This window comes from Belliella aquatica (assembly GCF_014637795.1).
Lineage (GTDB): Bacteria > Bacteroidota > Bacteroidia > Cytophagales > Cyclobacteriaceae > Belliella > Belliella aquatica.
Genome location: NZ_BMFD01000002.1, coordinates 416,726 through 429,462, shown reverse-complemented (window position 1 = coordinate 429,462; position 12,737 = coordinate 416,726). Strand labels below are relative to the sequence as shown.

The following is a 12,737-nucleotide window of genomic DNA, read 5'->3' as shown; positions in this document are numbered from 1 at the left end:
CTTCATTTATTCCTTTTCCTCTTGGTCTTGATTGGCAAAAAACTGATACGGCACCATAATCAAATTCAAAACTTAAATGAAAATGTTATGGAAACGTTAAACACAAACTTTCAGGAAAATGTAGTGGCAGAAATCAAACTTTCATATAGCCACAAGATAAAACCTTCTCTTAGACCTAAAATTAAATGCTCTCAGCATGCGAGTGAAATATTAAGAGAAAATTGGGATAAAGATAGCCTTGGGTTTGTAGAAGAATTTAAGGTGATGTTGGTAAGCAGATGCAATCAAGTCATTGGAATTTGTAAAATTGGAATCGGAGGAACAACTTGTGTAACGGTAGATTTGAAACTGGTTTTTGCAACCGCGATCAAAGGAAATGCATCTTCAATTATCTTAGCCCACAATCATCCTTCTGGAAACTTGAGTAGCTCTGAACAGGACAGAAGATTAACTCAAAAGATCAAAGAAGGCTGTAAGATATTTGACATAACACTTTTAGATCACATAATTCTTACCGAAGAAGCCTATTATTCATTTGCAGACGAGGGGTTGTTATAACCTCTCTTTTTGGTCATTCGTAAGATTGAGCATTTTTAATTCTACTTTTTTAATTTGCTACTAAACTATTTTATGTGTTGTACATTGCCTAACATTATCATTTTTTAGTATTCTTTCCTTACTTGATTCATATTTCCTAGTTATAGATTTCATCTCTAAAGATCAATAAATTTCAATAGCGCATTTTCAATAAATATGCAAATGAAATATTGTAATATCTGATATGTACTCTTTTTTACAAAGGCATACTGATAATAATACAAAGGGTTTATTTCTATCGTTGGTTTATATTTTTAGACTTTGGACGATAACGATTTATTCGAGAGATTATAGGTGATGGATTTAAATACTTCTTTCATTATAGTTTAGTATATGTCACGATCATGGATTACAGTTATCGCAGTACATGGGGTCTTCTGTAGTTTTGTTATTCGGATGAAAGTCTTCTTTTTTGAATTGACATCTTTGACATGTATAAATATAACTTAGTGGAGAATTGGTAGGCAATCCGCATAAGCTACAGATTAGACCTCTTTTCGCTTCTGTTATTGAAAAACCAGGCATTTCACAGTGAGGGCATGTAGATTTGATCTTTTGCACTAATTTTTCTGCTGCTTTTTGGATCACTTGCATTCGTGTCGGATTGTACATAGCCCTCATATCTGTTTCAGCATAAACAGAATTGTACTTAGAATATAATTCCTCAAATAATCTTTTTAAATCTTCTAGACGCGTTATCCCTTTATGAATCTCGGTGTTTTCATACTTGGATTTACGAAGTATAATAGCATGTTGATTGAAACCTATATTCTCAGCAAACTTCATTAATTCCAATTGTGAATGTATTTCTCTGCCGTTAAAATTGGTTTCAGTACTTAACTCCCGAGCAATAATTTCTATGTTGTTTTTTGTATCAATAAATATTAAAAACTCATCGTCAGCATTTAAAAAATAATAAGAAGGATGCGAACCGAATGAACCCTCACTTGCAATTCCCAAATCACAATTGTTTACCTTCATGGCTCTCAGACACTTTTCTCGTACAGTCGAAATGGGATCAAGTTCTCTTTCTATTTCACCAGTAAATGTCCCTAATTGATCTGTATCAAAGTTCTCATCAATGAAATAATTTATACCTAATTCTTTTTTCAGAATTGGCCCAATTACTTTTTCTTTTTGATGTTTAGTGGCAATTACGAGTCTTCTATTTTGAAACATGACAATAAATTTTTATTTATTTCTTACCGTTCTGAGTAACTTACTTTTTTGAAGAATAAGCAATTATTTATGGATGATTGATTGTTTTTTGCTTATTTGTAGGAAGGGTGTTATTGCAGATGGGCATACTTTAATATATGTTCTTTAATTGTTGACCTCTTTCGGATTCGTCAAATTTTCCCTGATTAAAAACTAAATGTCCATTCACAAATGTATGGGTAACCTTGGTTTGAAAAGTAGTGCCTTCCAATGGAGACCATCCACATTTAGATAAAATATTACCTTTATCAACAGTCCATCTTGAGTTTAAGTCGACGATAGTTAAGTCTGCAAAGTATCCTTCCCGGATGTAACCTCTTTTTTTAATGCGGTAAAGTATCGCGGGGTTATGGCACATCTTTTCAGCAATTTTTTCTAATGAAATTAAACCTTGCTTGTAAAATTCTAACATAATGTTTAGAGAATGTTGCACAATAGGTGCTCCGGACATCGACTGAAAATATGGTTTTTCTTTTTCTTCTAAGGTGTGTGGCGCATGATCAGTGGTTACAATATCAATTTTATTATCTATCAAAGCTTTCAAAAGCCCAACGCGATCTTTTTCTGTTTTGATTGCTGGATTCCATTTAATCAAAGGTCCTAACCGTTTATAATCTTGATCAGAAAACCATAAATGATGAACCGATACCTCAGTCGTGATACGCTTTTCATTTAAAGGGATATCATTTCTGAACAAGTGAGTTTCAGCTTCAGTCGTTAAGTGTAAGATATGAAGCCGCGCATGATATTTTTTAGCAATTTCAATTGCTCTTTTGGTTGCTTCATAACAAGCCTTTTCACTTCTGATTACTGGGTGATATTCAATGGGGATGTCTTCGCCAAATTTTTCTTTGTAAAACAACTCATTTTCTTCTACTATTTGCTCTTTCTCAGAATGAATAGCGATGATGGATTTGCAGTTGGCAAAAAGTCTTTCCATAATATCAGGGTTATCCGCAAGTAGATTTCCTTTTTTTGTAAAATATAACCCATCATCCGATAAACCCAGTAATTGGGAAGTATCTGTATGTATAACTTGCTCAAGGTTATCTCCATTGACTCCTAAGAAAAAGCCGAAATTAGCCAATGATTTTTCAGATGCAAGCTTATATTTTTCATTCAAGAGATCAATGCTCAAAACATTCGGATAAGTATTAGGCATGTCTATGAAGGATGTGACTCCACCAGCAATAGCAGCTTTACTTTCTGTGTATAAATCACCTTTATGAGTTAGTCCTGGGTCACGGAAATGAACCTGTCCATCAATTATCCCCGGAAATAAATACTTTCCTGTTCCATCAATCAAGGAGAAACTTTTGTCATCAGTGACTTTACCAATTTTTTGAATTAATCCATCTACAATAAGTAAGTCTGCAATAAGTATTTGACCTTCATTAACTATACTGATATTTTTGATTATCGTTTTTTCCGCCATTTTCTTTCTGATGCTAATTTTATTCCTTTAAACTTTTAAACGCTAATTTAACTCCTTTAACCAATAGAAAAAAGCTGCTTTGTTCCTTGACTTTTTAAGCTTGTTGAGGAAGTTTAATTCTCCAGGTACTTCTAGTTTAATGTGGTCCTGACCATTAAATTTTTCCAAAGGAGAAAAGTCTTTATTCTTTAATTTTTTGGCTAGGTAGGCTGCCTTACCTGCTGCAAGTATGGCATCTTCAATTTTGAAGTTTTCAGCAATCAGAAACCCCTCGAACCTGCGTATTCCGGTGGTGAGTTCAGCAAACTTTGTTTTATCATGTTCTTCGGTATTCTTGGTTCGTTTGGCTATGAACAAGGAAGTTATGAAAATATCGTCCAGTACATCACTTAAACCAATTTCAAGTTCACGGTAGTTGATTTCCTTGGCTCCAATTCTCTCAAAGCTCAAAGAAATTTCTTCAACTTTTTCTGCTTCCTCAAACAGACAACCTATATCAAAAGTCTGCTTGATGATTTCTTGCTCTTTGTCTTTACCATATAAAATCCCAATTGTATTTGGTGCAAAGGCTGTAAGTTTATCTCCTAAAATGGATTCGATAGATGGTACATTAACTTCAAAGACTTCTTCTGATTCTATCCATTCCGATTGAATGGGCGTAGATAAAATTCTTGGGTAGTCGGTTTGCTCAAACAGAATATCTAACAGCACAAAATGAGCACTTTGGTTAAGGCTGGATTCATAATCAAATTCGTAATGAGCTTTTGGAACGCCTTCTTTGTAGCTCCTTCTATCTTGTAAGACCCAACTATTGAAATGTGAGTTTGCCACCACTTTGTCCAGGATAGTTTCTACTTCCACTCGATTTTGATGAGTAATAATATCAATATCCACAGAAAAACGCCTTGACTTAGAAAGCAATAAAATAAGGCTTGTTCCACCTTTAAAGATGAACTCTAAGCCAGGGGCCTTGAGTTGTTGCAATAAGGAAAGAGCTTGTATCATCTTCTCCAATATAGGAGGATTAATACGATTTAAACGCTTTTGCTGTTTGAAACCGTTGATCCATGCCTTAGTAAAACTAATGTGATTTTATCAGGTTAAAATGTCTTTGACATAGTCGTCAAAGTTGTTGTTCAAGTAATTTTTAATTTGTTCATCTTTATTTCTTCTTCTAGCGTAGCTAATGAGTTTGGTGAAATTGATTTGATAGCGTTTTAATGCATTTTCAAAAAGTGTATTCATTTCGCTTCCTTGAATGGCGTAGAAGGTTACTTCATCGCTATACACGTCGATCAATATTTTCTCCAAGGTGGGTACATAGATTTTATCCTTGGACTTCTCTTTTCCAGCAACTTTTTGTTTTGGAGAACGGCTGATTAGAGGTTTAATTACAATTGAAATTCCACTTTCCATGTAGCGTTCTATTATATCTTCTTTGGGATCCAAATAAACTCTGTATTGCCTATTTTCTGAATACGCATTGAATACCTCCTCTACAAAATCCTTTTCAACCTCCAGGATATAAAAGAAGGTTCCCAATTGGTGTTGGGTAAAATCATTGAGCCACTCGGTACTCCAAAGGCAATATTCCAATTTATCAAATTCTTTGACTACAATTTTAGATAATCTAGCTAGTTTATCTGAGATAAAAGGTTGGTAAGTTTCTTTATTAGAAATGATATAAACCCCCAATTTCACTTGGTCAATCACTTTACGCTTAACCAAGTCATGAATTCTCCAGGTTAAAGCACTTTCGGTAATTTCAGGATCTAAACCAGTCAAAAAGGAACTAAGAGTGTCTCGATCAAAATGATCTTTACCTCTAAAATGCTTCGATAGTTGATGATCAATGATTTTGGACATAGCTAGACTTTACAAGTGTTTAACTTTTTTGATAAACTACAAAACTGCTTATTGTTGCCAATAATACAAATAAAATGGCATTTATTAATAATACTCATAAATGCCAGTAAGTAAATTTACTGGCATTTATGAGTAATTTTTTAAGCATGAATCTCCCTCAACGGATTAATGTTTTCTGCTAATTCAATTTATAACAGAATATTCAGGTTTTGATGTATTCTTTCCTGTAAATCAGCCCTTACGCCAGCTTTTTTTGCATATTCTCTCCATGATTTGATCACTGGATTGATTTCATCAACTATTTTTTCTCCTTTTTTAATGTTATTTTCTTTCGCAATCGTCATTAAATCCGATTTGGTGATGTCCAGTCTTTTACCATTTACGCTTAAGGTTTGTTTGCTAACCCAATGGTTGGTTGCATCAAATGAAAAACACAAATCATAAGCAGGAGCTAATCGCCAAGCTCCCCCTTTTTTTAAGATAAATGAAAAGTTTTTGGTATGATCGTCATAGTTTGTTGCCAATACATTAAATACCATCCTACGAAACATTTTTTGTCTGGTAGTGCATCAGAATTTAAGTCAGTTAAACTTTTAAAAGCATCTTCTGTTTGTCCTTACCCTTGTCTTAATTCAGGAAAACTGTAAACAAGAGATTCATTTTCAATAGGCTTTTTAATAAGAGATAGGTCTCAACCTTTTTAAAGAAGCTTGGAGTCATATTCAAAATAGCCTAATTGTTGTTCATTATCCCAGCGTATAGCTCCAGCAAGCTCACCCCATATTTTAATCTCTGCTATATCTACCATCCTAAATCTTCTGTATCATTTTTGTCTTTGGTCTTATTTCTTATCCGCTTTTTAGCCTGTTGTTTTTTCAGTTTAGCGCATTCTAGAGGACTAATTTCTTACTTCTAATCGCTTCTAGTATGAAAAGACAACCTAACGCTCTTAGTATTTATATGAGACTTTAGAGTGTTACCGATTCGCCACTTTCTATCTGTCCTCAAGTCCAGCGATTTAAACTTGATAGCTCCGCTAGTTGTTCTTATGTTTAATTTTATTCACTTCTTGTATGTTTAATAAAGTGACCGATGTATCTATCAATGGTAGTGTCGGACATTTGCATTATCTTGTTGTTGGTTTTTCCCATCGCTATATGTTTTTAATTAGCTTAACGTATGTTTTTACCAACACATATGGCCGATTTATCAAATAATAGTCATCCCAACTCTTTCCAGTTTTTATACTTAGTATTCGACCTACCATCAAATTCAACTTGTTCACTAATTTTTATACTACTTCCCTTTCTAAAGTAAAATTTTCTAATCTAAAAGGTTATTGATTTAGCAAAAGCATACTTCGTGAATTGAAATATAAAAGACTATTCTAGACAGCTGATTTCAATAATTCCTTCTGAATATATATTCATTTATTGATTACTAAATACAGGGAAAAGATCAGTGCTTTTATAATTCAAAAAATATTAATTGATTATCCATGTTTCGTTGTTGCTTTTTTTGTAAAAAAATGATGCAACGGATGACACAACCTAAATAACAGGGGAGGAGGAGGCCTCCTTTATTTGGGAAGTATAATTTTTTAAATGTGAAGTAGATAAATTGTTAGTTAGTCAAGTTGAAAAATATTAGATTATAAATGAAAATCCAATTCTCCAAGATTCTTTTTGTTTTATATTTTAAATCTATACCCTTTCAGGTATAATTTTATATCTAATTCATTTTTTATACCCTAAGTGATATAATTATTTATTGTAAAATTTATTTTATACCCTTTATGGTATACTTTATTTGTTTTTCTTATATTTATCCCTGAAAGGGTATATACATGGATTTAGCGAAATTTGTAAAAGCAAAAAGAAACGCAGTTAAGCTGACACAGCCAGAGCTGGCTCAAAAAGCCGGAGTTGGCTTGAGATTCCTTAGGGATCTGGAACAGGGAAAGAAAACATTGAGGATGGATAAGGTTAATCAGGTCTTATCCATGTTTGGGCATCAACTTGGACCAATAGAGAATATAAATATAGAAGATGAGCAATAAAACAGCAAAAGTATATATGCATGGTATCCTTGCGGGAAAATTTATACAAGATGAAACTGGCTATCATTTCAATTATTCAGAGGAATATCTCAATAGAGAAGGCGTGGAACCAATCAGCCTGACGATACCATTGCAAAAAGCACCTCATCATTCTCTAACAATGTTACCATTTTTTGATGGATTGATACCCGAGGGATGGATGTTGGATATTGCAGTTAAAAACTGGAAGCTGGATCCCAGAGATAGAATGGGACTACTCCTATTGTGTTGTAAAGACACAATAGGAGCTGTCAGTATAGAACCTGATATCGACTGACAGATATGGAAAAAAGATGTCTTTATTGTTACGGGCTGTTAGATGATTTTGAAACAGACTTCCATCCTAAATGTAGCAGGAAAATATTTGCCTCTTCAAATGTGCCCCATCTGCCTTATTCAGAGCAAGAACTTGAGTCCTTGGCTAAATCCGTAATTGAAAAGCAAACAGGATTGACAGGAGTGCAGCCTAAACTTTCACTTCATATTACTTCACAAAAAAATGGTCCCAAAAGATTTACAATAGTGGGATTATGGGGTGGGTATATCCTAAAACCTTCTTCAGCTAGCTACCCACAACTTCCAGAAGTGGAGGATCTAACCATGCATCTTGCTGCAATTGCTAAAATCAAAGTTGTCCCTCATTCTTTGATCAGGATGAATTCAGGAAACCTCGCTTATATCACCAAAAGGATAGACCGTACCAAAACGGGCAAAATCCATATGGAAGACATGTGTCAATTGACTGAAAGATTGACGGAGGACAAATATAGAGGCTCGTATGAACAGATTGCCAAAGCAATCAAAAAGTACTCTAAAACCCCTGGATTGGATCTTGTTAACTTTTACGAGCAAGTTCTTTTTTGCTTTCTTACTAGCAATGCAGATATGCATCTCAAAAATTTCTCTTTGATTTATCAACCCAATATAGGTCCTGTTTTAAGTCAAGGATATGACATGCTCAATACCACGCTTGTCAATCCTGATGACCAGGAGCAAATGGCTCTTAGTTTAAATGGTAAAAAGAATAGAATCAGGAAAAATGATTTTATTCAAGCTTTCACATCTGCCGGCCTTGATAAAAAACAACAGGATTTTATATTTAACAAAATGATTGATGCTAAACCTCAATGGATGGAAATGATCCAAAAAAGTTTTCTGAGCAAAGATTTTAAGGAACAGTATACAGAAATTTTATCCGATAGGCTTGAAACGATAGGCTAAAGTTTTAGTATTTGAATCCTAGTCAGAATTAAAGTTTTGTCAGTATTTTAGGAATTATAAAATTTTAACCTTTGATTTTTTGATAATTTCTTTGCTCTATTTTGTTCAAAATTAGGAATAAGTCAGCCATATATGCCTGATATTTTTTGCTGATGGGTTTCTAGGTAGACGGCATATGCAGGAAAGGATGGCCGAGGAGAATTTATTCTGCTCCACCTGTCATTCAGTGTCAGATTTCTTCTGTGCGAGGGCCAAAGCTTTAGCGCAAGGAGTGAGATTTTGCCAATTACCTCTGAAAGAATATGCGATTAAACTCGAATGGAAAGTTGACGGTAAAGAAATCACCTGCACTTAAACTTTAAACGATGCGGCTAATCAGACCTTTCAGGGATTTATCGGAGAGACATGTCAATTTAAAGGTTATCAGTTCCTTTTGAAAGAAATCTATCTAAGTGATTTTAAGGTTGCTTTATCTGATTTTATCAAGAATAGTATCCTCTCAAAGGGGATCATGAGGGTCAAGGTGATGAAAAAGCTTAATATTAATTTCAACACTTTTCCCTATCCTTATTATTGAGAATCTTCCAAAACCTTCTTTAAGGCCTGCATATCTTGGCTGATTTTCAAATCTATAATTTTCGCATAATGTTGGGTTTGTTTAAGAGATTTGTGCCCTAGCATTTTTGAAACAGTCTCTAAAGGTACACCATTGCTTAGGGTTACAGTTGTAGCAAAAGTATGCCTTGCTATATGAAAAGTCAAAGGCTTTTCTATTCCGCAGATATCAGCAATTTCTTTTAAGTATGCATTCATTTTTTGATTGCTCAATACAGGAAGAACATTTCCATTAGCGGAACATTCGGGATGATCTTTGTATTTATCTACGATCTCCAATGCTTTTGGTAACAATGGCAAGCGAGTTGGAGATTGGGTTTTTTGTCTTTGGGTAAATATCCATTTTTCACCATCAATACCATTTATGACCTGATTTCTTTTCAGGTTTTTCACATCTATATAGGCTAGTCCTGTAAAACAGGAGAAGAGAAATATATCTCTAACGTTATCTAACCTGAATATTGAAAACTCTTTCGATTTTATTCTATCGAGTTCCTCTTTGGTGAGGATATCTCTTACCACTTCTTTACTGGCTAAATTAAATCCTATAAAAGGATCACGAAGTATCCAACCTTTTTTGACACAGAGTAAAACTATTTTTTTGAAATAAATTAAATATTTAACGGTGGTATTATGACTGCAGTTTTTAACACTTCTAAACCAATAGGAGTAATCGGCCAAAAACTCGTAATTTAATTTTCGAATTTCAATATCTTCTCTTCCAAACTTCCATTGGATAAAGGCACGGGTATGCCTAAAAGCTGTCATATATCTTTTGAATGTTCCTTGAGCGAATTCTTTTCCAACCAGACTTTTCATTCTTTCATTGTGTTCTTGAAATATTTCTAAGATCATCTTTCGATCGTCTGTTATGCCAAGCAATACATTCTTTATATTCATGGCAGAAATATCTTTTTCTGTATCCATGAGATGTTTCTTTGCCTGCAATATTTTTATTTGAAATGAATCTAAGAAAGCATTGAGGGTTTTGACATCCTCAGTTTTACCATCAGCTCGACCTAACCTACTATTCCATTTGGTAGGAGTCCATTTCCGCTTTGTCGATAATTCTACTGAGAATTTATCTACTGTAATTCTGACATAGATAAATGAGTTTTGAGATTTTTTTGATTTGGAGGATTTCAAAAAGAAAAACATTCCGAAGCTTGAATCTAACATGACGTTTTTTTTATTATTTAAACATACTAAAATGGTGTTTTTAACACAAGATGTTCGCTCTTGGAACATGCTTATTATCAGTTTATTATCCATGTTTCGTTGCGTCTTTTTTTCTAAAAAAAATGACGCCACGGATGACGCAACTTAAATAGATGGATTTTTGAAAAATTTGGTTGTTTTTAGACCAAAAATCAAAAAGCCCACCTCGTCATCCGAGGGGGCTTTTGAAAGAATTTTAAACAAATATTTGATAAATAAAGTGCTCTAATTACTCAATTTGGCACTTTTTAGATTATTTTTACTTTTTTAGATCTTTCAAAATCGAATCGAAAAAATCAATTTTGAAAGATCTAATGGCAACTTTAGTGCGCTCGGAAGGATTCGAACCCTCAACCCTCAGAGCCGAAATCTGATATTCTATCCAGTTGAACTACGAGCGCGTGAAAAGGGACTGAAATCAATTCAATCCCTTTTTATATAATTTCAAATTAGGCAATTGCTTCTTTTACTTTTTCTGCTGCTTCTTTCAAAGTAATAGCAGAAGAAACTTTCAATCCTGATTCATCGATGATTTTTGCACCTTCTTCAGCATTCGTTCCTTGAAGTCTTACGATAATTGGAACACGAATATCACCAATTGATTTGTAAGCTTCTACCACACCATTTGCGATTCTGTCACATCTTACGATACCACCGAACACATTGATCAAGATTGCTTTTACGTTTGGATCTTTCAAGATGATTCTAAATCCAGCTTCTACTGTAGTTGCATTGGCCCCGCCACCTACATCAAGGAAGTTAGCAGGTTCACCACCAGAAAGCTTAATCATATCCATAGTCGCCATCGCAAGTCCAGCACCATTTACCATGCAACCTACGTTTCCGTCAAGTTTCACATAGTTTAGACCAGATTCAGCTGCTTCTACTTCCAAAGGATCTTCTTCAGCAATATCTCTCATTGCGGCAAGATTCTTTTGTCTATAAAGTGCATTGTCATCTATATTAACTTTAGCATCTACTGCCAAAATTTTATCATCAGATGTTTTCAATACAGGATTGATTTCAAATTGAGAAGAATCAGTTCCTTCATAAGCAGCATAAAGTGCAGTGATGAATTTCACCATTTCTTTGAACGCGTTTCCTTCAAGGCCTAGTTTGAAAGCTACTTTTCTAGCTTGGAAACCTTGAAGACCTACTTTAGGATCTACCCATTCTTTGATGATTTTCTCTGGAGTTTTTTCTGCTACTTCTTCAATATCCATCCCACCTTCTGTAGAAGCCATGATCACATTGCAACCTTTAGCTCTGTCCAAAAGGATAGAGAGATAATATTCCTTTGGTTCTGAAGCACCAGGATAATACACATCCTCAGCTACAAGAATCTTATTAACTTTTTTACCTTCAGAACCTGTTTGGATCGTCACCAAAGTACCTCCAAGAATGTTTTTGGCTTTTTCAGCTACATCTTCCAATTTCTTGGCAAGAACCACTCCGTTGGAATCTGTTTCTTGAACTTTACCCTTTCCACGTCCACCGGCATGGATTTGTGCTTTCAACACATACCATGAAGTGCCAGTCTCTGCATTGAGTTTTTTGGCCGCTTCAAGTGCTGCTTCAGGTGTATCTGCTACGATGCCTTCCTGAATTTTAACACCATAACTCTTTAAAACTTCTTTTGCTTGATATTCGTGTATATTCATTCTTGTGAAATTTTTGCACGAAGTTAAGGCCTTCAAGTCGATTTTTCAAGTTAAAAAAAGTCTCATTTGGTAAATAATTAGCATTTTTGAGGCAAATCCGAATGCTCGTTATAAATTTGACTAGATTAAGAAATGGATATGCTGATAGCTAAAGGAATAGAGAAATTTTATGGAGACCTCCATGTGCTTAAGGGTGTGGATGTTACGATCAGTCGCGGAGAGGTGGTGTCTATAGTCGGTGCATCTGGAGCAGGGAAAAGTACACTTTTACATATTTTGGGCACACTTGATGAAGCAGACAAAGGCGAGGTCAAAGTAGGGGAAACCAATATCACCAAGTTGAAAGGTGACAAACTTGCAGAATTCAGAAATCTTGAAATCGGTTTTATTTTCCAATTCCACAATCTTTTGCCTGAATTCAACGCAGAAGAAAATATTATTATTCCCGGCTTGATAGCAGGTAGGGATGAAAAAGAATTGAAGAAAAGAGCCTTCGAATTGGCTACAATTTTGGGCGTGGAAAGCAGATTAGAGCACAAACCATCAGAACTTTCTGGTGGAGAGCAACAAAGAGTTGCAGTGGCTAGAGCGCTAATCAATGATCCCAAGATAATTTTTGCAGATGAACCAAGTGGGAATTTGGATTCCAAAAGTGCTCAAGACTTACACGAGCTATTTTTTAGACTGAGAGATGAATTTGGTCAATCATTCGTGATCGTTACGCACAATCAAGAACTTGCTCAAATGGCAGACAGGATGCTAACCATGCAGGATGGGAAAATTGTTTCTGGGATTTAGAAAAGCTTGA

General features: G+C 34.6%; 12 protein-coding genes and 1 tRNA gene. 5 read left to right on the top strand and 8 right to left on the bottom strand.

All coding sequences use genetic code 11. The features are described from left to right. The first annotated feature begins 87 nt into the window (after positions 1-87). Positions 88-558, top strand: a complete 471-nt coding sequence (locus IEV57_RS04600; protein ID WP_188440122.1) for a JAB domain-containing protein — start codon at positions 88-90, stop codon at positions 556-558. A gap of 381 nt (positions 559-939) precedes the next feature. Here the strand turns inward: IEV57_RS04600 and IEV57_RS04595 are convergent, their stop codons facing one another. From IEV57_RS04595 to IEV57_RS19340, 5 genes are all read right to left on the bottom strand, one after another. Beyond that, positions 940-1,776 carry a DUF6671 family protein gene (locus IEV57_RS04595; protein ID WP_188440120.1) on the bottom strand — a complete coding sequence of 279 codons (837 nt, stop codon included), beginning with the start codon at positions 1,774-1,776 and terminating at the stop codon, positions 940-942. Between the two features lie 130 nt (positions 1,777-1,906). After that, on the bottom strand, positions 1,907-3,250 hold the full coding sequence (locus IEV57_RS04590) for a dihydroorotase (protein ID WP_188440118.1): 1,344 nt from the start codon (positions 3,248-3,250) through the stop codon (positions 1,907-1,909). Between the two features lie 42 nt (positions 3,251-3,292). Beyond that, complete coding sequence (locus IEV57_RS04585; protein ID WP_188440116.1) at positions 3,293-4,255, bottom strand: nucleotidyl transferase AbiEii/AbiGii toxin family protein; 963 nt, start codon at positions 4,253-4,255, stop codon at positions 3,293-3,295. Between the two features lie 90 nt (positions 4,256-4,345). After that, complete coding sequence (locus tag IEV57_RS04580) at positions 4,346-5,116, bottom strand: DUF6577 family protein (RefSeq protein ID WP_188440114.1); 771 nt, start codon at positions 5,114-5,116, stop codon at positions 4,346-4,348. 188 nt (positions 5,117-5,304) lie between these two features. Beyond that, positions 5,305-5,667 carry a type II toxin-antitoxin system HipA family toxin gene (locus IEV57_RS19340; protein ID WP_373282211.1) on the bottom strand — a complete coding sequence of 121 codons (363 nt, stop codon included), beginning with the start codon at positions 5,665-5,667 and terminating at the stop codon, positions 5,305-5,307. Positions 5,668-6,962: 1,295 nt separating this feature from the next. Between IEV57_RS19340 and IEV57_RS04570 the strand changes: the two genes are divergently transcribed. From IEV57_RS04570 to IEV57_RS04560, 3 genes are read left to right on the top strand one after another with little or no spacing between them, the layout of a single operon-like run. Continuing rightward, positions 6,963-7,175, top strand: a complete 213-nt coding sequence (locus IEV57_RS04570) for a helix-turn-helix transcriptional regulator (protein WP_188440112.1) — start codon at positions 6,963-6,965, stop codon at positions 7,173-7,175. Beyond that, positions 7,165-7,491 (top strand): HipA N-terminal domain-containing protein, encoded by a 327-nt coding sequence (locus IEV57_RS04565; RefSeq protein WP_229744224.1) that lies wholly within the window; start codon positions 7,165-7,167, stop codon positions 7,489-7,491. The genes IEV57_RS04570 and IEV57_RS04565 overlap by 11 nt, the downstream gene beginning before the upstream one ends. A 5-nt stretch (positions 7,492-7,496) precedes the next feature. Beyond that, entirely contained in the window at positions 7,497-8,435 is a 939-nt protein-coding gene (locus IEV57_RS04560; RefSeq protein WP_188440111.1) for a HipA domain-containing protein, read from the top strand. A gap of 570 nt (positions 8,436-9,005) precedes the next feature. Here the strand turns inward: IEV57_RS04560 and IEV57_RS04555 are convergent. From IEV57_RS04555 to sucC, 3 genes are all read right to left on the bottom strand, one after another. Then, entirely contained in the window at positions 9,006-10,229 is a 1,224-nt protein-coding gene (locus IEV57_RS04555; RefSeq protein ID WP_188440109.1) for a site-specific integrase, read from the bottom strand. Between the two features lie 366 nt (positions 10,230-10,595). Beyond that, positions 10,596-10,669: transfer RNA gene (locus tag IEV57_RS04550), tRNA-Arg, on the bottom strand. A gap of 48 nt (positions 10,670-10,717) precedes the next feature. Next, positions 10,718-11,929 (bottom strand): ADP-forming succinate--CoA ligase subunit beta, encoded by a 1,212-nt coding sequence (sucC, locus tag IEV57_RS04545; protein ID WP_188440107.1) that lies wholly within the window; start codon positions 11,927-11,929, stop codon positions 10,718-10,720. Positions 11,930-12,067: 138 nt separating this feature from the next. Between sucC and IEV57_RS04540 the strand changes: the two genes are divergently transcribed. Next, a complete protein-coding gene (locus IEV57_RS04540; protein ID WP_188440105.1) occupies positions 12,068-12,727 on the top strand; it encodes an ABC transporter ATP-binding protein in 660 nt (219 codons plus the stop codon). Positions 12,728-12,737 lie beyond the last annotated feature (10 nt).

What these genes read in the sequence shown, in the direction of transcription:
- IEV57_RS04600 (WP_188440122.1), top strand. Translation starts at nt 88, where the DNA reads ATGGAAACGTTAAACACAAACTTTCAGGAAAATGTAGTGGCAGAAATC.
- IEV57_RS04595 (WP_188440120.1), bottom strand. Translation starts at nt 1,776, where the DNA reads ATGTTTCAAAATAGAAGACTCGTAATTGCCACTAAACATCAAAAAGAA.
- IEV57_RS04590 (WP_188440118.1), bottom strand. Translation starts at nt 3,250, where the DNA reads ATGGCGGAAAAAACGATAATCAAAAATATCAGTATAGTTAATGAAGGT.
- IEV57_RS04585 (WP_188440116.1), bottom strand. Translation starts at nt 4,255, where the DNA reads ATGATACAAGCTCTTTCCTTATTGCAACAACTCAAGGCCCCTGGCTTA.
- IEV57_RS04580 (WP_188440114.1), bottom strand. Translation starts at nt 5,116, where the DNA reads ATGTCCAAAATCATTGATCATCAACTATCGAAGCATTTTAGAGGTAAA.
- IEV57_RS19340 (WP_373282211.1), bottom strand. Translation starts at nt 5,667, where the DNA reads ATGTTTCGTAGGATGGTATTTAATGTATTGGCAACAAACTATGACGAT.
- IEV57_RS04570 (WP_188440112.1), top strand. Translation starts at nt 6,963, where the DNA reads ATGGATTTAGCGAAATTTGTAAAAGCAAAAAGAAACGCAGTTAAGCTG.
- IEV57_RS04565 (WP_229744224.1), top strand. Translation starts at nt 7,165, where the DNA reads ATGAGCAATAAAACAGCAAAAGTATATATGCATGGTATCCTTGCGGGA.
- IEV57_RS04560 (WP_188440111.1), top strand. Translation starts at nt 7,497, where the DNA reads ATGGAAAAAAGATGTCTTTATTGTTACGGGCTGTTAGATGATTTTGAA.
- IEV57_RS04555 (WP_188440109.1), bottom strand. Translation starts at nt 10,229, where the DNA reads ATGTTAGATTCAAGCTTCGGAATGTTTTTCTTTTTGAAATCCTCCAAA.
- sucC (WP_188440107.1), bottom strand. Translation starts at nt 11,929, where the DNA reads ATGAATATACACGAATATCAAGCAAAAGAAGTTTTAAAGAGTTATGGT.
- IEV57_RS04540 (WP_188440105.1), top strand. Translation starts at nt 12,068, where the DNA reads ATGCTGATAGCTAAAGGAATAGAGAAATTTTATGGAGACCTCCATGTG.